This is a genomic window from Thiorhodovibrio winogradskyi, assembly GCF_036208045.1.
In the GTDB taxonomy this organism is placed as follows: domain Bacteria; phylum Pseudomonadota; class Gammaproteobacteria; order Chromatiales; family Chromatiaceae; genus Thiorhodovibrio; species Thiorhodovibrio winogradskyi.
The window spans coordinates 3536804-3553955 of the sequence record NZ_CP121472.1 but is presented as its reverse complement, the minus strand read 5'-3'; the positions used below and the strand labels follow the sequence as shown (position 1 = coordinate 3553955).

Genomic DNA, 17152 nt, shown 5'->3' with positions numbered 1-17152 from the left:
GGAAGATGACAGGGCGAGTGCTTCGGGTGGGGATCAAGGCGCTGGATCTTGGTGGATGTCGACTTTTGTTTCCAGGCAGCGTCTTAGGCTTAAATCGGTTGATCCAATGCCGTACCAGCTGTCGGGCTTTTGGTAAAAATCCAATCCCCGGCCAATCTTGATGATCCAGCCATTGTCGATGCGGATTTCGCGATCATGTAAATTCGCGTTAATTTGTATGTCGAGTTGAATATCCATTTCCAGCAGGCTTTGTTTGAGTTCATCCAGCCGCCCGGCCATTTCCTTGATGTCGGTTTTGTCATCATAGGCGGTGGTCAGGGTGATCTTTTTGATGGTCCCTTGCTTGACCAGGGTCTCGCAGCAGCGGACAAAATTTTGGATCTGGTGATTGGCGCGGATATAGGGATCTTCGACCACCACGGCTGTGGCATTGACCAGATAAGGGCCGATGAGGGACTCATAGCTAAACCCGGTGGCGCCGTAGTGGATGGTGAAATGCTGTTCCTTCAATGCCGGGATGGCCGGTGGTTCCGCGACGGCAATGTCGGCATCGGGTTGCACGGCGGGAGGCGCTGGCGTTGGTGTGGCTGGGGCCTCGGCTTGCGTTGACTGGTGAATATTCTTTCGCGCCGGCGCCTGGGTGGCCGGGGCTGATTGGGACTCGGGGCAGAAGACGATGCGCTCTTGGCCCTGGCTGTTGATGAAGGACAGATTGATCAGCGCGAATTCATCATCGGACTTGCGCTTGTTCATCTGCTCCTTGACGCGGCGCCGGCTTTCCACGGCATAACTGACATATTCATCGAATTCGGCAGGCTCCGGCGGGCCGGCGGGATGCAAAATCTTCAAGAAAGCCGCGACGGTTTTTTTGATGCCTTTCTCATCGCGGCCTTCCACGGCGGCGCCGAGCTGAATCCGCTGGCTGACTTCCTCATAGCGATTGCTATGCTTTAACTGATAATGAAAGGCTTCGGCCAGATAATCGGTGATAAAGCCGTAATTTCCGGTGAGAAAGTCGCTGCTGTTCTTCGGCATCTCCCAGCCGGGCAGGTAGGCGGCGAAGCGGTCCATGACGGCCAGGTCAAATTCCTTGGGCAGGGGTTGGAAGAGATCATAGACTTCTGAGTTGACGATCTGCCGCACGGACAGATCCAGATTGCCGACAAAGGCCATGGAGGCATCGGCAATCACCTCCACGCCCCGGGAAAAACGCCCATTGGCCATGAAGTCTTTCATGATCTGAATGGTGTCTGGGTCTTTAATCTTAATCCCGCCCACTTCATCAAAGGCCACGGTGTCCCAAAAGCCGACCAGGCCGATTTTCTTGCGCTGGTTGTTGTAAAACAGCGTCGCCTTGGTCGCCTGGCCGCCGCTGATCAGGGTCGAGTAGGGAGAAAATTCACTGAAGAAATAAGACTTGCCGGTGCCCCTTGGCCCCAGTTCAATAAAGTTGTAATTGGGCTCCACCAGGGGTAGCAGCCGGGCGATAAAGTGCAGCTTCACCCGATGGCTGAGTTTCGCCGGTTCCAGCCCCATGGAGCGCAGAATAATGTCGAGCCATTCCTCGCGGCTGAACTGAGCGCGACCGGCGCAATAGGCGGCATAGTCGAAGCGGCTCAGTTGGATGGGGCGCAGGTCCTCGATATAAAAGGTGTAATCGTCGTCGTCAATGTCATTGTAGGCGATGGTGATTTCCGCCCACAGGCCGCCTTGCAGCAGACGGTCGTTATCCCGGTAGAATTTCTCCGCGATGGCCACCCGGCGGGAGTCAAAATTCTCCAGTGCCGCCCAATGGCGTTTGTCTTTCTCGACATAGTTGACATGCACCTTGTCGATGAACCGGTACTTGCCCTTGGTGGCTACCTTGGACTGCGCCATGTTCGCTTCATTCGGGCGCACATAATTGTCCTGCAAGGTCTCCAGCACCGCCTCCAGTCCAGCCTGGATTTCGTCATCGGCATCGCTGGCACAGAAGCGCGCGAGCAAAAACTCCAGCACAAAGGTCGGCACATTGGTGCCTTTCTTGATGCGATGGAGCAAGTCCTTGCGCACCACCTTGCCGTCAAAGACAGCGGCTAATTTTTCATCCAGTGCATCCATCTGGCTATACCGTGTAGTCCGTTTCCAGTTCCAGTTGGGCGAAAATGCGCATGGTATTAGGGTTTAATGCCAGCACCTTGAACTTGCCTTCGTATTCCATGCTCATTTTCAGGGCGATTTTTACCTGATCGCCGGGTTTCAGCCGAATGGTGCCGGAGGCCGGATCAACCAGCCCGCCAGGCTTGGCCTCGCCCACGACATTGCCTTTTTTGTCTTGGGCTTCGAGCAGGATCTCGAACTCGCTTTCCTGGGAGAAGAGATCCTGAGCCTCCACCGCCACCTCGAACACCGGCACCCTGGTGGTAATGCGCTGGCTCAAGCCCTGCTTATAACTCAGGGTGACCCGGGCTTGCTGGAGGCTGGGTTGATCGGCGGCTTTCAATTGCAGGCGGATGACGGGAACCACCAATTCCTGCAACGAGGCCCCACCATGAAAGTAGTCCAAGCTGCCGCGATAGGCAGCCAGGCTCAGGGGGCCGGCTAAGCGCGGGAAATCCCCGCGCACGCCGAGCTTGTCCGCCGGCAGGTTGAAATGCTGAGGGTCTTCCGCGCCCTGCCCGAGCAGGCAGCGATCATGCACGCATAGCCAGTCGCCGGCCGGCTTGGCGCAGGTGTCACCCGAGCCGGCATGGGTGTTGATGACAAAGCCATGGTCGGTGGCGATGATGACCTCGCGGAATCCCTGCGCCTTAAGCATGGTCACCGCGACCCGAATGCGCTTGAGCGCATGGGTCAATTCGGCCGGCGCGCTGTCTGGGTGGTGTTCGAATTGGCTGTCAATTTCGACCGAACGCAGTACCAGCAGATCGGCATCGGCGTCGAGCTTGAAGCTCTTGCGCACAAAGTCATCCAGCCGGCCCTGCTGAAAGCGTTGCCCGTAGCGCCTGCGAATCAGGTCCATGCGCTGGGTGACAGTGGTCACCGGCTGGTCATGGAGATGCGGCGCGATCTCGCCATCGCTCTTCACCAGACGCAGGCCCGCGTGGGCGTCGGGCAACAGGCTGGCCATGCCGACCGAGGTGATACTGGGCAGGGCCGCCATGGCCGCGCGCAGCTCCACCTGGCCCTCTTCCGCCAGCTGGCGCTCCAGCGCCACGCCGAGTTCATAGCGCAGCGCGTCGACCAGAATGTAGGCCAGGCGATGGCCACTTTGTTGCAGTCTGGGCGCCACCAGGGTATCGAAGACCTCGGTGTTGCTGAGTCGGCCGTTCAGAGGCCAGCCGGTGTGTTGCAGATGCTTGATGAATCGGTGCTGGACCTTGCTGGCGAGTTGGCCATAGACCTGTCGCCCGCGGTCAATCAACGGCTGCATTAGTCCCTCGGCGTCTTGCCAGGCATATCCGCTGACGCCTTGCTCGAACTCCCGCTGCAAGCGGTCCATCTCCCGCAACTGGCGCACATAGAAGTCCACCAGCGGCTCCAGTCCGCTGCTGTGATCGCCCAGCGCGCGATGCAGATCGGCGCAGGTATCCACCAGGGTGGCGGTCGCCTGCAACAGATCCCATTGCGCCTGGCTCTCGCCCTTGCCGGTCCACACCGACCCGCGATGCTGGGTGAGAATGGCGCGGGTTTGATCAGTGTCCCCGGCCAGCAAGGCGTCCATGGCCTGGCGCAGAAAGGTGCGTTCCTCAAAAGCGAAGGTGTCGCGGGTGCCGAGATCGGTGAGATTGGCGCAAATCCGTGCCAGATCGAGTTCCTGCTCGACGCGCTCGGCCTGTTCGATGTAGCGAGCCTGGGTGCGCAGATCGCTGCGCAGCCGCTCGCAGAGATCCTCCACCAGCGGGCGCGCCGCCGCGCTGGCGCGGGGCACGCCGGCCAAGGCCGCCGGCAAGGTCTCCGGCAGGTCGAAGACGAACTCACTAAACAGCAGAAAGCGCCAGAACTCATCGGCGATGCTCGACCAGGTCTTGCCCTTGGTTTTCAGGCGCAGACCAAAACTGCCCGTGAGCAGTTCGCGCGCCTCCTTCACCCAAGCCTCATTCCCTTTGAGTCTGTCCTGCTGTTCCTGGCTCGGCACCAAGAGCGCGAACAGCAGATCGCGGCTCGAGTCCCGATCGAGCAGGGCGCGCAGATTGGGCCAGCCCAAGCCGCCAGCGCCGATGGCATCGATCACCGCGAAACTCGGGTTGGGCTCCTCGGCGAAGACGGCCCGCACCTGGGTCGCCTCATCCGGCTTGGCCTTGAGGCAGAGCGCCAGATAATCATCGCCATCGCCCTCGGGGAAGACGGCGCCGCAGGCGGCATGGATGGCAAAGGGGTCTTTCTGCTGATCCTCCTCGGTCAAGGGCTTGGGCGCGGGCACATAGACCAGCAGCTCCTGGATTTCCCGGCGACCGATGCGCCCGAGCGCGTCCAAGGCCGCCAGGCGGCTGTCGATACTGGATTCCGTGGCATCCACCACCATGCGCTCTTCATTCGCCAGAGCGAGACAGAGTTCCCGATAACGCCGCTCGGGGTCATAGACGGCCAGCAGCTGGTGCTTGGCCAGGCGCGGGAGAAAAACTTCCCGGCTGATGAATTCGGCGATGGATTCGCTCATTCCTTTACCTCGCGGCACGGCTTGGGTATCTTACAAATCCAGTGCGGCAATCAGTGCTTTATCGAGTTCTGCGGACTTCGCGGGAGATAAACGCCCGATAAAATTCGTTAAAGCGACCTTGGGTAAGCTAATCAACTCGTCACAATAAATACTGCTTTCGTGCTTTAGGCCATCTTCGGTTCCCAGTGGCACTTGGGTTTCCAATCCATGATAGGCAGAGTAGACCGGTGCACAGATCACCGTGGAAAAATTTGAATCAATCAAAACCTGCCTGCTGACAACAACAAACACCCTGGATTTTTTTGGGTCGCGTGCCGAAGGATGCGCAACCCGATACAATTCGCCGCGTTTCACGGAACACTCTGATAATCGAGTACGTCGATAGCTTCCGAGTTCAGTTCATCGGCGTGCGCATTGATGAGATCAATGTCCGATGGTTGACTCGAAGGATGAGCCTGAAAATAATCTTTCAAGATTCTTTCGAGCAAGGCAGAGCGTTCATCCTGTTGTGGCGCTCTTCTGAATAGCTCGCCAGCCACTTCATCGGCAATATAAAAATCAGTATGCATGGTCTTGATCATTCCAAATTTTCTACTGGTACCGAATTTTGGCAAGAATCATACCATCATTTTTAGCGGCGCCAGCGGGTAGGTGAGCCGATAAGGTGGGTTCCGGTTGTCCGACTGGCCAATGCTTTTTTGTCTGTTTCTCTCTCAGGCCCAAGACCCGCCGCCCAGCTCGGCCAGCCACTGCGCGGCGGGTTCGACCGCCACGGGTCCGCGTTGCTCGCGATGGCGCGCGTGGCGGACCAGCAGGGTGGCTCGGGCCGCGGGAAAACGCTCGGCGGTGGCGGCCAGATAGCCTGGCACCGCGACATTCGACCACTTGCACTCAACCAGTTGCCTCGGCTGATCGGCATCGCAGACCACGAAATCGATTTCCCGACCTTCCTTGTCGCGGATGTAGCCAAGGCTCGCCTCTTGTCCCTCGGCATCGCGCCGCCGCTGCACCTCGGCTCGCAGCATGGTAGCGCAGGCATTCTCGAAGGTAACGCCTTCGTCACCTTTAACCAAACCGGTGTCGTAGAAATACACCTTCGGCTCCTTCAGCAGGGCGCGCGCGATCTTGCGGTGAAAAGGCCGAACGACGAAGACGATATGCAGGGTTTCCAGGATGTCCAGATAGCGGCCAAGGGTGGTGGGAGAAATCTGAAGTAGGAAAAGCAACCTCGCAGGCAACAAAAGTGCGAAAGTCGTCCGCGAGCTTGCTGACGCTGAGGCATCGCTCGCCCTCTCTGTCGCCAAACGCATGCAAACGCAACCGCGTAAGTCCCTGTCTTGGTGTTGTTTCCATTGGAAAGTAAGAGTAAGATTTTCTGTCATTGCTTAATTTGACAGTTTAAGAGTTGCAGCCCGCTTCTATGGCATCACAGCTGGATATTCCCATCCAAGAGGTTCAGCGTCGGCTTGGTGCTGATAACCCTTGGTGGCGCGCCGGCGCTGGCATCGATCAGGTGGAGGCGGCGTGGCCGCGGCGGGCGTATTTCCCGCACTTCTGCCAGCTGGCGCTAAGCCTGGATGTGCGTCGGGCGGTGGTGCTGATCGGCCCTCGCCGCGTTGGCAAGACGGTGATGTTGAAACATCTGGTGCAGCGGCTGCTCGATGATGGCGTCGCTGGGACCGATATCCTCTACGCCTCACTGGATACACCGCTGTACTCGGGGCGCAGCCTCGAGAGCATGGTGCGCTTGTTTAACACCACCCAGGGGCATGCAGACGAGGTGACGACGCGCACGCTGTCGCAACATCTACAGATCAACGAAACCTTGATCGACGTGGTTCCCGTCGCATTGCATTGCTATACGATCGCAAAGAACCTGCTTCGCTCAAGGAAATAATCCCCAGCTGGGGGAAACAGTGGAAAACCGCAGTGGAAAACCGGGACAGACCACGTTTAATATCGAAGGGCTCGCCCGGGCAATTTTTGTCAGCGAGCTAAAAAATTCTCTTAACATGGCGTTATGAATGCCGCGATCCAACTTAGCCCCAACCAGGCGTTTGAGTTTCTTCTCCACGTCGCCGTGGTGCGACCGGTGTTTCTGTGGGGCGCACCCGGTATCGGCAAGACCGCTTTGGTCACCCGCTTTGCCGAGGAGGTCGGACTCGAATGTGTCTCGCTGTTGGGCAGTCAATTGGCGCCGGAAGACCTGCTGGGGATTCCGAAGATCGAAGGTGAATGTTCGCGCTTCTATCCGCCCGCGAATATCGTTCGTCACGATCCTTTTGTGTTATTTCTCGATGAACTCAACGCGGCCAGCCATGAGATCCAGAAGGCGTTCTATTCACTGATTTTGGAACAACGGGTCGGTGAATATCGCTTGCCGCCCGGCACTCTGGTGATCGGCGCCGGCAATCGTGCCAAGGATGCCGCCATCGTCAAACCCATGCCCTCGGCCCTGATCAATCGCCTGGTGCATATTCACCTGAAGGCCGATCATCGCCAATGGCTGGAATGGGCCAGGCAGCAGGGCGCCATTCATCCTTGGGTACTGGACTATATTCAACTGCGCCCAGATCATCTGTGGAGCGAGCCGCCCAAGCATGAGGAACCTTTCTCCACGCCCCGGGCCTGGCACATGCTCTCCGATGCGCTCCATTCCTTCGGCGAGGACATCGCGCCGGAGCTGCTCGAGGCCTTAACCCATGGCTTACTGACCCCGGCGCACGCCGGTCAATTCAAAGGCTTTCTCAAACAGGTGCGCCAACAGCATGCGCTGACCGCCATTCTCAAAGGCGACGCGCGCTGGCCGGCGGAGCCGAAGGATCGGGATCTGCTCTATTTCCTCGCCCAATCCCTACGCGGGCGGCTGCTGAAGGAACTTCCGGATCAAGAGACGGCCGTGGGCGCTGAACACCGCAAACTCAGCTTGCAGGCCAAGGATCGACTCAAGGACTTGGCGCGTATCAGCGTGGAAATTGCCCAGACCGTCGTTGCCGAGGACGATGCCGGGCGGCGCCTTCCGGACTGGTTCCTGGTCGAGGTCGCGCGAGACCTGCCGCGCTTGGCGGGACGCGGCTGAGATGCCCAAGGCAAAGTCGCGCCCCAATCCGGCTCAGGAGGCGCAACAGGCGGGAATCGGCCTGCTTCAGACTCAGGCCGTGCTCTTGCCCTTGCTCAACGCCTGTCATATCCATCGCGATACCGATCATCAACATCTGGGGCGGGCGGGTTGGCTGGTGTTGAGCGCGCATGGCGAGATCTGGCTGCATCCCAGCCGCCGCGCTCAACCCGCCGAATGGGCGCGGCTGATCGCCACCGCCCTGGTGTGTCTGGGATTGGGGGCGGTGCAACGCCGGGAGCCGCAAGCGCTCTGGGAGTTGGCCTGCCTGCTGGCGGCGGAACACTTTTGTGACGGACTCAAAATCGGGCCACTGCCGGAGGCCTTGTGGCATCCACCGCTATCCCTTCCCGCCGGTGGCGAAGCGGCGCTGTTTCAGCAATTCAGGGCGAATCCTCCCGAACCGACATTGATTGCCTGGCGCGAAGCCTGGTGTGGCGCGGATCATCCGCTGTTCATCGAGCTGGAGGCGACTCGACACCGTTGGCGTCGATGCCGGACGCGGGACGATTGGCGCGCTGATTTCGCGGCAGGCATTGCCCGTGGCGTGGGGGTGGCTTTGCAGGTCGCGGCAGGACACCAGGAGCCAGGGGATGCGCTGCCCCGGGATACCGAGGCGCAGCGGGCCAAACGCCGCCTGATGGATGCCTATCCCTTGCTCGGAGCCTTGGCCGCTGGGTTCGATTTGGAGCAAGACCCACGCCAGTGTCAACACTATGGGATTCAAGTTGCCGCCATCGATGTGGCCGCTCGGCGCATCTGGATCAACCCCGCGGCCCATCTCAGCGATGCCGAGGCGCTCTTTGTCATGGCCCACGAGCTGTTGCACGCGGGCTTGAATCACAGCTCCCGGCGTCGCGGGCGTGATCCCTTTCTCTGGAACGCGGCCTGCGACTACGTCATCAACGCCTGGCTGATGGAGATGCGCGTTGGCACCCCGCCGGTGCTCGGGCTGTTACACGACCCGGCGCTTGCGAACCTGTCGGCGGAGGAGATCTACGACCGGCTGGCGCGGGATATCCGCCGCGCCCGCAAGCTGGCAACACTGCGCGGCACGGGTCAACCCGATCTGCTCGGTGATGAGCAGGGGCCGCCCTTCGTCGATGCCGAAGCCTACTGTCGCCGCGCCCTCGCCCAAGGCATGGAGCGCCTGTTTGCCAGTGGTCGCGGCACCCTGCCGGCGGGATTGATCGAAGCCATCCGCAGTCTCAGCCAGCCTCCCATTCCCTGGGATGTGCGCCTCGCGGAGTGGTTCGACGCCCAGTTTCCGCCACCCGAGCGACAGCGCAGTTATGCAAAACCCTCCCGCCGCCAATCGGCCACGCCCGATATTCCCCGGCCATCCCCCCGACTGCCACCCGAGGAGACCCGCAAGGCACGGGTGTTTGGCGTGGTGCTCGACACCTCGGGATCCATGGCCCCCAAGCTCCTCGGGCAGGCCCTAGGCGCCATCGCCAGCTACAGCCTGGCCCGCGAGGTCGAGGCGGTGCGCTTGGTGAGCTGCGATGCCGCCGCCTTCGATCATGGCTGGGTGCCGCCGGAAGCCCTGCTGGAACGCTATCAGGTGCGCGGACGTGGCGGGACTGTGTTGCAACCCGGCCTGGATCGACTGCGCGATCTGGCCAAACGCAGCGAATTTCCCGCCGCCGGCCCAATTTTGTTAATCACCGATGGCTTCTGTGAGGCGCGGCTCGACATCCCGTTCGAGCACGCCTTTTTGCTCCCGGAGGGGCGGCGCTTGCCTTTTACGCCCAGAGCGCCGATCTTTGAAATTCGCTGATGACGGTAGCGGTGAGCGGCCAGCCAGAGAGCGTCACTGACCAACAGCCTTCGGCCAGCATCGTCCAATACAGTCAAAGCCTCGGTACCAGCTTCATCCCGGCCATGCCATGCCGCGATGAGCAGATTGGCATCGATATAGGTGCGTTTAGTCATCGTATGCGCCGCCACGGCGTTCGCGCAGCTCGGCATCGATTTCATCCCAACTCATCAGTTTGCCGCCCGCTTCGACATGGGCGCGACGCAATGCAATCAGCCTGCGTCCCAGCTCGGTTTGTGGTTGAAAATGATCGACCACAGAATCGCCGGTTAGAATGGGTGCTGGCGATTCATCAGTCGGTTCCCCGCGCGGTCCCGGCGGCTTTACATCCTCGTCGAGGGTGCGAACGATGACCTCAACCCGATGGTGATTGAAGCTTTCGGGCAATGGTATGCTGAGCTTGCCATCGCCGACACGGCTAACCACGCGCTGTTCTTGCATGTTGCTTCTCTTGATTGCTACTCGTTATGGGATGATGAAGGGCTGCTTGGTTCTATGGGCGCCGTCTCGTCATCCAGGTCACGGCCAAAGATCACTGCCGCCAGTCTGCCAGTTGCAGTCCTATGCCGAGAAAATGCGCTGTGTTATTGGTGACCAAAATCGCGTTGTGTCGCAGCGCGCAGACAGCAATCAGCAAGTCGGCATCGGAAATCGGGTTACCAATGCGATGCCGTTGCGCCCAGAGTTCAGCTGCGTGGCGCCAATCGGCGAGAGTGGTAACCGGTTGATACCAAGCACTGATCAGTGTTTCGTAATGCGCCAGGTTGCGCGTCGCGGCCTTTAACAACAAGTAACGCCGGATCTCAAAATCCACCACCGGGCAGAGGATGAAGCGAGCATGGTCGCGAACGCGACGAAAATGCGTCATCAGTGGCTCTTGTTCGCGCAACAGATCATTGATCGCGTTGGTATCAAGCTGATAAATCATTCGGTGGTTTCCATTGAGTTAAAATTTACCGGATGTTGTCGGCGAAACTCCGGAAATTCGTCCCAAATACGCTTTTCTTCATCCGTGAGCTGCCAAGACAAAGGGTCTTCAGTCTCCGCCTTGGGCTCGACCACGGGTTCTTCGAGCAAGGTGACCAGCACGGCGGTGGGATGCGTCACATCGACGGCTTCGTCAAAAACAATGGTGCCGGCGGGTGTGACAGTCGCGCGAAGGGTATTCAACATGGTTTTTGGCTCCTGTATGAATTCATGATGATGACCCAGATGATGGGGTTGATTCCGCCCTGGGGAAAAGCGAACCAGATGTTTCTTGCGCCTGAGCAGATTCCTGAGTGCGCAAAAGCTTGGGAGCCAGTATGTAGCACGCGGAGGCTTCTGGCTGGGGTTCAGCCATTGATCAGGCGCTGGATCAATTGCGCCAGCTCGGCGTCTGACTGTGGTTTGGGACGCCATGCCAGCTTGGCGCCGCCCTTGGCCTTGCCGCGGCCTTTGCCTTTGGGCTTCTCGGTCACTTCCACTTCTTCCCAGAAATCTTGCTCCACGCCGTGGGCGATGGCGAGGCTGCGGTCTTGGTGGCAATTGCGCAGCACGCGCTCGGGCCAGTAGCTTCGCGCCAGGTGCGCCCAGTCGTAGTCGCCTTTTTCCAGCTTGGCCCAGGTGTCCTTGAGGGTCTTTTGCCACTTGGGCAGTTTGAACAGCGGCCATAGGGGCGCGGCGGTGATCTGCACGCCGTCGTTGAGGTTGGGTTGCCAGTCCGCGGCGATGCGCAGCAGGTGGTCGCGGAAGGCGGTCAATTCGGCGTCGAGATCGGTGAGGCTGGCGAAGTCTTTTTCTTCCTTGGGGGTTCGGGTGGCTTTGTTGGCCAAGGCGGCGCGGCTGTCGCGCACCTGGGCCAATTTTCCCTGTGGGCCGTCGAGGAAATCATTGACGCAAGTGTAGAGGGTCTGGGGGGTGAGGCGGTGGTAGTAGAGCCACAGCGTGTAGCTGCCGGATGGGGTGGACAGCGGCCAGTAGATGGGCGCCTGGCGGCGGCTTTTGCTGTAGCGCTTCAGGTGGTCGGCGAAGAAGGCGGCGGGGCGGCGGAAGTAGTCGCGCAGGGAGGTGACGCCGAGGATGTCGCAGGCTTGCTGTTGGATGGCGTCGGCGCCGTCGCCAAAGATCAGGGCGAGTGCCTGCTGGATGGGGCGGTCGAGATCGCGCGGGTGGCTGGGGTCATCGACGAGAATGCCGTCCCAGGCGACAGCGAGCGGATCGGCGTCGGCGTTGTTGCGCAGCTGGTGAGCGTCCTCGTCCGCCAACATGCCGGGGGCGGTCGCGGGCAGGGGATCGAACGGCTCAGGCTCGGCGGCGGGCTGGCGCGCATGTGTGGCTTGGCGGATATCAAAGCGTCCAAAAGCCAGGCCCAGCAGCCAGTCGAGCAACTCGGCGGTCAGAGCGGTGGCATCGCTCATGCCGCGTTCGCCAAGAATTGCGCGATCTTTTGTTCGTAGGTGGGTTGGGGTAATGGCTTCCCTTCATTTTTCCACAGTTCCAGCCATTCATCGACGATGTCGCAGAGTTCGGCATAGACCGCTGTTTCATCGTCGCCATGGCAGCAGGGGCCAATGACACCGGGACATTGACCAATAAAACATTGGTCTTCATCCGACCATGCGACAATTTTCAGATAGTTGGCGCTTTCTTTCATCGGGCTGCCTCGTGAATTTTTTGCCTGACTTCGCGTTCCTGGTACAACTTGGCGTCATCACCGAGCTTCCCGGAGATGGTAATGCGCGCTCCGGATGGGTGCTCGAAATTGCGATGGCTGCCTTTTCCTCCCCGATTCCTGAACCCGGCTTTCTCAAGGTCGCGTAACAATTCTCGAAGTTTGCGCGGCATGGTGGTTCAGTGGTCGATTGGATCAGCGTTCGTGGAGGATGACTGACCGCCGAATCGGGTGCCAAAGTTTGCCGCGTCACCTTCCTCGTCGTCTTCTTCGCTTGGCTCGCCGAGGGTTTCGCTGCTTAACGCGGCGGCGCGATCTTCCGCCGAGAAGCCGTAGAGATCGAAACAGATGGCGTCGATCTGGCGTTGGATGTCGGCGAGTTCTTCCTGGGTTTCGGCGACGCGGCGCTTCCAGGCCGCCGCGCGATCAGCGAGGGTCGCGCCTTCGACCTGGAGCAGCGCCGGCAGGGTGAAGGCGTGGGAGGTTTGATTAGCGGTGTCGAGGGCGCGTTTGAGTGACCAGGCGTGGCGGGCCAATTCAGTCAGGCGTTGTTTTTCTGTTAGTTGAACAGAAGGCCAAGGTAAAATCTGAAGAATTCCAACGATGAACTCCGGAAAGCCAAATCGGCCAAGCGCTACTTTGAATAGATAGTCAAAGGCGCAGCTATTAAAAATTGCAAGCGCAATAAGCTCGGTACCATCCGGTAAAAAAGCGCAGTAACCTCTTGCAGAAAAACTAGCGTTCGCATTTAGCGTTTGAGGTGAAAATCTGTGCGCTCTAAGGGGCCAAGTGATACCTCTGCGACCAAAAAACTCATTGCCGTCAAGCCGGGTTCCCGGTATTGATTTCGTTTGATAGCCCGCTCTCAGTTCAGCGCCGTTATCAAACCATTTTAACAATAATTGCTGGTCAGCGTAGTAAGGTGAATAGTTGCCACCTTTAGCAAAAGGTAACCAACCGGATGCTTTAGGGGTTTCCCACCATACCCGAACAAACCGATCATCGTTACCTGTGGTGAGCCCGTGCTTAACAAATCGGCCATTACACTCGAATGAATCAAAGCGCATGAACGTCTCCCTCACCGCCTCACTCACCCAATACGCAAAGGGCTTTCCCGGTATCGCATCGAAGGCGTCCGGCGCTACATCGAAAGAGCGCGGGTCATCACCGCCGGCGCGCTGCCGATCACACAGCTCCAATAGCGCCGATGCCTTGTCGGACTCGGATAACAGGCGCAGGAAGATGGTCATGCCTTCCCTTGCTCGTCTAGTACTCGTAAAGAAATCACCCGGACCTCCGTTTGCCGACACATTGGCTTTTCCGGTCGCTCCATTGTAACGAGTTCATCCACCCTGGCTTCCGCCGCAGCCGCTAGATGCAGGGCATCCAGTGGACTCAGATCGTAACGTCCCGCCATCGCAAGCGCGCGTTGTACCAATGCGGTGCTCACGGGCACGTTTTCCGCTGTCGAAAAAACCATGTGCATGAAGGCCAGTTCGCGCGTTTTGCGATGAAATTCCGGCTTGGGCAGGACTTCAAGACGCACAAAGTCGCTGATGATGAATCGGCGCTGGGGATCATCTAGTACCGCACGCGCCCAAGCCCGTGGTTCTTTCTCGGCATTCCATGCCGCGATCAGCACATTGGCGTCGACATAAGTGCGCACTTTAGTCATCGCGCTCTCCCCGTCGTCGTTCCACCTCCGCCAATACCCCGTCCCAGGAAAGGGGTTGGGATAATTCACCTTCCTCTTCTGCCAGTTGCCGCAGCGCTGCTAGCTGCGACCAAAGTTCCGTGCGAGGCGCAACCGACTCTGGAATTGGGGTAATGGACGCTTCAGCTTTGTTTAGCGCGGGAGGGTCAATCATCACTGAAATGCGATGATGACCGGGTGCGACAGTGGTTGGGAGGCGCAGCACCAAATTGCGTGTGGCATCAATTTCACAATCGAAAACCAAGGTTTGCATATCAGATTGTCCTCAATGCTTGACTAAACAATAGGCCGCCGCTTCCACCATGGCATCATCCATCACCCCATGGCCCAGATCCGCCATGACCTCCGGCTCAGCCAGGCCCAGCACCACGCCCTCGCGCCACTTCTGAAAGCTGGAAAGGAAGAAACAAGTGCGCGAGGTGATGGCGCCGAGAGTTGAACATATAATGCGAGCACTTGATACGTCATTGGCCAGGCTGTTTGTAGCCCATGAGGATCTCACCGCCTCACTCACCCAATACGTAAAAGGCTGACCGGGTATCGCATCAAAAGCATCCGGCGCCACCTCGAAACAGCGCGGATCATCGCCGCCGGCGCGCTGCCGATCGCACAGCTCCAGCAGCGCCGTCGCTTTGTCGGACTCGGATAACAGACGCAGGAAGGTGGTCATTTGGTTACAACAGTCGGCCTTGCAGTTCGTGATAGAGCGTGAATTTTCCATCTGCCGAGATCAGCGTCGCCTCATGCGCCAGGGTGGTGGCAATGATGAGGCGATCCTGTGGGTCGCGGTGATGCTCAGGAAGTTGCGCGGCAATCCGGGCAATCTCCGGGGTGATCGCCAGCAACCTGATGCCGGAGCCATTCAATGCCTTGTCAAACCAAGAGTCCAGAGGCTCGGATAGCTCGACGCGACCATGTTGTACCAGCCAGGCCACTTCGAAGCAGGAAATCGCCGCAACACCCAACTGATCCGCGGCGGTGATTTTTTCCCGCCATCGCTGTTTCAGTTGGCGATCATCGCGCGTGATCCACCACAGCCAGATGTGGGTATCCAGCACGATCATTGAGGCAGATCCCAATCCTGCTCGGGAGCCGATGCGAAAATATCACCATGGATCCGCACACTTCCGGCAAGATCGGGATGCGGCTGGCGCGTTTCCGGCAAAGCGTTCTCTTCATCGAGTGCCAGCACGATGACTTCAACCCGCCGATGGTTGAAGCTTTCAGGTAACTGAATCAAGAGAGTGCCATGATCGACACGACCAAGAACGCGTTGCGCTTGCATTAGAGTGCTCCCATCAGGTTTTGACTAAACAATAAGCCGCCGCTTCCACCATGGCATCATCCATCACCCCATGGCCCAGATCCGCCATGACCTCCGGCTCGGCCAGACCCAGCACCACGCCCTCGCGCCACTTCTGAAAGCTGGAGAGAAAGAAACAGGTGCGCGAGGTAATGGCGCCGAGCCGGCCGCCGGGGCGTAGCAGCTCCAGTCCGCGTTCGACCATGACCGCGAGCAGGTCGTTCTTGCTGCGCGGGTAGGCTTTGCCCAGCCGCTCCTTGGTGCCGGCGGCGAGCGCGCCGAAGGGCGGATTCATCACCACCACGTCGAAAGTCTGGCGGCACAGGTCGATCAGGCGCAAGCCGGCCAGCGCATCCTGGGCAAACAGCCGCGCTTGATAGCTGGCGTGCGCGGTTTGGGCAAAGTCAGTCAGCGCGCGGCGCAGCCGCTCCTCGGCCTGGTGCCATTGTGCCTGGTCGGCGTCGCGAAACATCGGGCCATGCTCGCCATAGACCTCGCGGATCAACCGCGGCAAGGCGCGTTCGGCTTGCAGCAACACGCCGAGTTCCGGCAGCCCCTCAAGCAGTTGCAGGGTGCGCGCGAACAGGTCGGCGTCGAGGAAATCCAGTTGCTCGGCCAGTTGTGCGCGCAGCTCGGGTTCCGCCGGCGGCGCGACAGCGGCGAGGACATGACCGCGACCGATTGGCGGGCGATCCTGGACGGCGACGCCGGCCTCGTGCCAGGCGCGTTGCGCGCGCAACCACAGCGCCAGGGCGGCGATCTGGGCGGCACGCGGGTCGATGTCGACGCCATGCAGGTTATGTTCGATGATCAGGCGCGGGAGGTCGCGCTGCAAGGCCATCTCGTCCGGGTAGCGTTGGCTGAGCGGCGCAAAGGCGCCGTCAGGCGCGCTGGAAGTATCCAGTGATCCGGCGCCGTGCTGTTGTTCCCAGTCCCAGGCGTCGCGGTAGATCGGTAAGAAGAGATCGAAAGCATAGAGCCCAAAGTGCATGGAGCCACAGGCCGGGTCGAGCCATTTCAGGGTGCGCGGGTCGCGCGGTCGCGTGACGGGTGGGAGTGGCGCATCAGGCTTGATCAGCAAATAACGGCAGGTCTCGCGCAGACGAGTGTGACCGTCGGTGGCGTTGAACCATAGCCGCCCGAGGGTGTTGTCGGTGAGAAACTCAACCACATAGCGCGGGGTGAAGAACTGGTTGCGCACCGCCAGTTCGCGGGAGTTGCGCGGCGCGGCGGAGGCGGCGCGCATCGCCTTGCGCTCGTCGGGGTCGTTGTAATACTGATAAATCCAGCCGATGGTTTCGTCTTCGGCCCAGAGGTGAGCGATGTCGGGGTGGTTGATGGCGTCGAGCAGGTCGAGCAGGACGGAGTCCTTGGGGAACAGCAGGCCCTGGGGGCTGTGGCGGTCGAAGAGGTCGGGGAGATCCTGGCCGAGTTCGTCAAACAGGCTTAGCAGATACTGGCGATAGACATCGCCAACCTCGCCCAAGGCGGGGCCGGCGACCATTTGATAGAGCTGAAAGCCTTGCGAGGCTTGACCCCGGGCGAGGGACTCGAACAGCACGCCACGGGATTCAGCCATACGCAGGGCGGCGAGCCGGTTGAGCAGGGTGAAGGCTTGTTCGCGCACCATGCGTTCGAGCACCTGCTGGCTGCGCTCCTGGGCGCTCTTGCCGGGGGTGATGGCGAGGTAGTGGTGCAGGGTCTCGCGCAGAATGGCGGCGGTTTGCTGTTGCTGGTTGTCGAGGTGGCTCAGGGCGGCCATGTCGGCGACGGCGCCGGAGGTGGGGTCCATGCCATAGCTGGCCTGCAACTGGCGGGTGAATTCCTCACTGAGCAGCCGCCGGGCACGGGCGACGAATTTCTGCAGGGCGTTGCGGGTGGCTTTGTCGAAGGCCATGCGGGGGTG

21 protein-coding genes are annotated in these 17152 nt (G+C 59.8%); 3 read left to right on the top strand and 18 right to left on the bottom strand.

What is annotated here, in order from left to right:
• Positions 1-33: 33 nt before the first annotated feature.
• From brxL to Thiowin_RS16020, 5 genes are all read right to left on the bottom strand, one after another.
• Positions 34-2100 (bottom strand): BREX system Lon protease-like protein BrxL, encoded by a 2067-nt coding sequence (gene brxL, locus Thiowin_RS16040; RefSeq protein ID WP_328983992.1) that lies wholly within the window; start codon positions 2098-2100, stop codon positions 34-36.
• A gap of 4 nt (positions 2101-2104) precedes the next feature.
• Positions 2105-4639 (bottom strand): PglZ domain-containing protein, encoded by a 2535-nt coding sequence (locus Thiowin_RS16035; RefSeq protein WP_328983991.1) that lies wholly within the window; start codon positions 4637-4639, stop codon positions 2105-2107.
• 30 nt (positions 4640-4669) lie between these two features.
• Positions 4670-4993 (bottom strand): type II toxin-antitoxin system PemK/MazF family toxin, encoded by a 324-nt coding sequence (locus Thiowin_RS16030; RefSeq protein ID WP_328983990.1) that lies wholly within the window; start codon positions 4991-4993, stop codon positions 4670-4672.
• Entirely contained in the window at positions 4990-5220 is a 231-nt protein-coding gene (locus Thiowin_RS16025) for a hypothetical protein (protein WP_328983989.1), read from the bottom strand. Before Thiowin_RS16025 ends, Thiowin_RS16030 begins: the two co-directional genes overlap by 4 nt.
• Positions 5221-5352: 132 nt before the next feature.
• On the bottom strand, positions 5353-5865 hold the full coding sequence (locus tag Thiowin_RS16020) for a DUF4143 domain-containing protein (protein ID WP_328983988.1): 513 nt from the start codon (positions 5863-5865) through the stop codon (positions 5353-5355).
• Between the two features lie 194 nt (positions 5866-6059).
• Between Thiowin_RS16020 and Thiowin_RS16015 the strand changes: the two genes are divergently transcribed.
• The 3 genes from Thiowin_RS16015 to Thiowin_RS16005 all read left to right on the top strand — a co-directional run bounded on the left by Thiowin_RS16015 (position 6060) and on the right by Thiowin_RS16005 (position 9537).
• On the top strand, positions 6060-6536 hold the full coding sequence (locus tag Thiowin_RS16015) for an AAA family ATPase (RefSeq protein WP_328983987.1): 477 nt from the start codon (positions 6060-6062) through the stop codon (positions 6534-6536).
• A 123-nt stretch (positions 6537-6659) separates the two neighbouring features.
• Positions 6660-7718 (top strand): MoxR family ATPase, encoded by a 1059-nt coding sequence (locus Thiowin_RS16010; protein WP_328983986.1) that lies wholly within the window; start codon positions 6660-6662, stop codon positions 7716-7718.
• Position 7719: 1 nt separating this feature from the next.
• Positions 7720-9537 (top strand): vWA domain-containing protein, encoded by a 1818-nt coding sequence (locus Thiowin_RS16005; RefSeq protein WP_328983985.1) that lies wholly within the window; start codon positions 7720-7722, stop codon positions 9535-9537.
• Positions 9538-9684: 147 nt separating this feature from the next.
• Here Thiowin_RS16005 and Thiowin_RS16000 read toward each other — a convergent pair whose 3' ends face one another.
• From Thiowin_RS16000 to Thiowin_RS15940, 13 genes are all read right to left on the bottom strand, one after another.
• Positions 9685-10017 carry a hypothetical protein gene (locus tag Thiowin_RS16000; RefSeq protein ID WP_328983984.1) on the bottom strand — a complete coding sequence of 111 codons (333 nt, stop codon included), beginning with the start codon at positions 10015-10017 and terminating at the stop codon, positions 9685-9687.
• 91 nt (positions 10018-10108) lie between these two features.
• Positions 10109-10504: a PIN domain-containing protein gene (locus Thiowin_RS15995; protein ID WP_328983983.1), complete on the bottom strand. Its 396-nt coding sequence runs from the start codon at positions 10502-10504 to the stop codon at positions 10109-10111.
• Positions 10501-10749 carry a hypothetical protein gene (locus tag Thiowin_RS15990; RefSeq protein ID WP_328983982.1) on the bottom strand — a complete coding sequence of 83 codons (249 nt, stop codon included), beginning with the start codon at positions 10747-10749 and terminating at the stop codon, positions 10501-10503. The genes Thiowin_RS15995 and Thiowin_RS15990 overlap by 4 nt, the downstream gene beginning before the upstream one ends.
• 161 nt (positions 10750-10910) lie before the next feature.
• Positions 10911-11975 carry a hypothetical protein gene (locus tag Thiowin_RS15985; protein WP_328983981.1) on the bottom strand — a complete coding sequence of 355 codons (1065 nt, stop codon included), beginning with the start codon at positions 11973-11975 and terminating at the stop codon, positions 10911-10913.
• The gene (locus tag Thiowin_RS15980; RefSeq protein WP_328983980.1) at positions 11972-12211 is read right to left on the bottom strand and encodes a hypothetical protein; all 240 of its coding nucleotides are present in this window, start codon (positions 12209-12211) and stop codon (positions 11972-11974) included. The genes Thiowin_RS15985 and Thiowin_RS15980 overlap by 4 nt, the downstream gene beginning before the upstream one ends.
• The gene (locus tag Thiowin_RS15975; protein ID WP_328983979.1) at positions 12208-12402 is read right to left on the bottom strand and encodes a type II toxin-antitoxin system HicA family toxin; all 195 of its coding nucleotides are present in this window, start codon (positions 12400-12402) and stop codon (positions 12208-12210) included. The genes Thiowin_RS15980 and Thiowin_RS15975 overlap by 4 nt, the downstream gene beginning before the upstream one ends.
• Positions 12403-12408: 6 nt before the next feature.
• Positions 12409-13479 (bottom strand): BREX-1 system adenine-specific DNA-methyltransferase PglX, encoded by a 1071-nt coding sequence (locus tag Thiowin_RS15970; RefSeq protein WP_328983978.1) that lies wholly within the window; start codon positions 13477-13479, stop codon positions 12409-12411.
• A complete protein-coding gene (locus Thiowin_RS15965) occupies positions 13476-13904 on the bottom strand; it encodes a PIN domain-containing protein (protein ID WP_328983977.1) in 429 nt (142 codons plus the stop codon). Before Thiowin_RS15965 ends, Thiowin_RS15970 begins: the two co-directional genes overlap by 4 nt.
• Complete coding sequence (locus Thiowin_RS15960) at positions 13897-14196, bottom strand: hypothetical protein (protein ID WP_328983976.1); 300 nt, start codon at positions 14194-14196, stop codon at positions 13897-13899. Before Thiowin_RS15960 ends, Thiowin_RS15965 begins: the two co-directional genes overlap by 8 nt.
• A gap of 12 nt (positions 14197-14208) precedes the next feature.
• Positions 14209-14613 carry a hypothetical protein gene (locus tag Thiowin_RS15955; protein WP_328983975.1) on the bottom strand — a complete coding sequence of 135 codons (405 nt, stop codon included), beginning with the start codon at positions 14611-14613 and terminating at the stop codon, positions 14209-14211.
• 4 nt (positions 14614-14617) lie between these two features.
• Positions 14618-15007, bottom strand: a complete 390-nt coding sequence (locus Thiowin_RS15950) for a type II toxin-antitoxin system VapC family toxin (protein WP_009149688.1) — start codon at positions 15005-15007, stop codon at positions 14618-14620.
• Positions 15004-15228, bottom strand: coding sequence for a hypothetical protein (locus Thiowin_RS15945; RefSeq protein ID WP_328983974.1), 225 nt, complete (start codon positions 15226-15228; stop codon positions 15004-15006). The genes Thiowin_RS15950 and Thiowin_RS15945 overlap by 4 nt, the downstream gene beginning before the upstream one ends.
• Positions 15229-15241: 13 nt before the next feature.
• The gene (locus Thiowin_RS15940) at positions 15242-17143 is read right to left on the bottom strand and encodes an Eco57I restriction-modification methylase domain-containing protein (RefSeq protein ID WP_328983973.1); all 1902 of its coding nucleotides are present in this window, start codon (positions 17141-17143) and stop codon (positions 15242-15244) included.
• Positions 17144-17152: the final 9 nt, after the last annotated feature.

Bases quoted from the DNA above. Each gene is read 5' to 3' on its own strand.
- brxL (WP_328983992.1), bottom strand. From the start codon at position 2,100: ATGGATGCACTGGATGAAAAATTAGCCGCTGTCTTTGACGGCAAGGTG.
- Thiowin_RS16035 (WP_328983991.1), bottom strand. From the start codon at position 4,639: ATGAGCGAATCCATCGCCGAATTCATCAGCCGGGAAGTTTTTCTCCCG.
- Thiowin_RS16025 (WP_328983989.1), bottom strand. From the start codon at position 5,220: ATGATCAAGACCATGCATACTGATTTTTATATTGCCGATGAAGTGGCT.
- Thiowin_RS16015 (WP_328983987.1), top strand. From the start codon at position 6,060: ATGGCATCACAGCTGGATATTCCCATCCAAGAGGTTCAGCGTCGGCTT.
- Thiowin_RS16010 (WP_328983986.1), top strand. From the start codon at position 6,660: ATGAATGCCGCGATCCAACTTAGCCCCAACCAGGCGTTTGAGTTTCTT.
- Thiowin_RS16005 (WP_328983985.1), top strand. From the start codon at position 7,720: ATGCCCAAGGCAAAGTCGCGCCCCAATCCGGCTCAGGAGGCGCAACAG.
- Thiowin_RS16000 (WP_328983984.1), bottom strand. From the start codon at position 10,017: ATGCAAGAACAGCGCGTGGTTAGCCGTGTCGGCGATGGCAAGCTCAGC.
- Thiowin_RS15995 (WP_328983983.1), bottom strand. From the start codon at position 10,504: ATGATTTATCAGCTTGATACCAACGCGATCAATGATCTGTTGCGCGAA.
- Thiowin_RS15990 (WP_328983982.1), bottom strand. From the start codon at position 10,749: ATGTTGAATACCCTTCGCGCGACTGTCACACCCGCCGGCACCATTGTT.
- Thiowin_RS15985 (WP_328983981.1), bottom strand. From the start codon at position 11,975: ATGAGCGATGCCACCGCTCTGACCGCCGAGTTGCTCGACTGGCTGCTG.
- Thiowin_RS15980 (WP_328983980.1), bottom strand. From the start codon at position 12,211: ATGAAAGAAAGCGCCAACTATCTGAAAATTGTCGCATGGTCGGATGAA.
- Thiowin_RS15975 (WP_328983979.1), bottom strand. From the start codon at position 12,402: ATGCCGCGCAAACTTCGAGAATTGTTACGCGACCTTGAGAAAGCCGGG.
- Thiowin_RS15970 (WP_328983978.1), bottom strand. From the start codon at position 13,479: ATGACCATCTTCCTGCGCCTGTTATCCGAGTCCGACAAGGCATCGGCG.
- Thiowin_RS15965 (WP_328983977.1), bottom strand. From the start codon at position 13,904: ATGACTAAAGTGCGCACTTATGTCGACGCCAATGTGCTGATCGCGGCA.
- Thiowin_RS15960 (WP_328983976.1), bottom strand. From the start codon at position 14,196: ATGCAAACCTTGGTTTTCGATTGTGAAATTGATGCCACACGCAATTTG.
- Thiowin_RS15955 (WP_328983975.1), bottom strand. From the start codon at position 14,613: ATGACCACCTTCCTGCGTCTGTTATCCGAGTCCGACAAAGCGACGGCG.
- Thiowin_RS15950 (WP_009149688.1), bottom strand. From the start codon at position 15,007: ATGATCGTGCTGGATACCCACATCTGGCTGTGGTGGATCACGCGCGAT.
- Thiowin_RS15945 (WP_328983974.1), bottom strand. From the start codon at position 15,228: ATGCAAGCGCAACGCGTTCTTGGTCGTGTCGATCATGGCACTCTCTTG.
- Thiowin_RS15940 (WP_328983973.1), bottom strand. From the start codon at position 17,143: ATGGCCTTCGACAAAGCCACCCGCAACGCCCTGCAGAAATTCGTCGCC.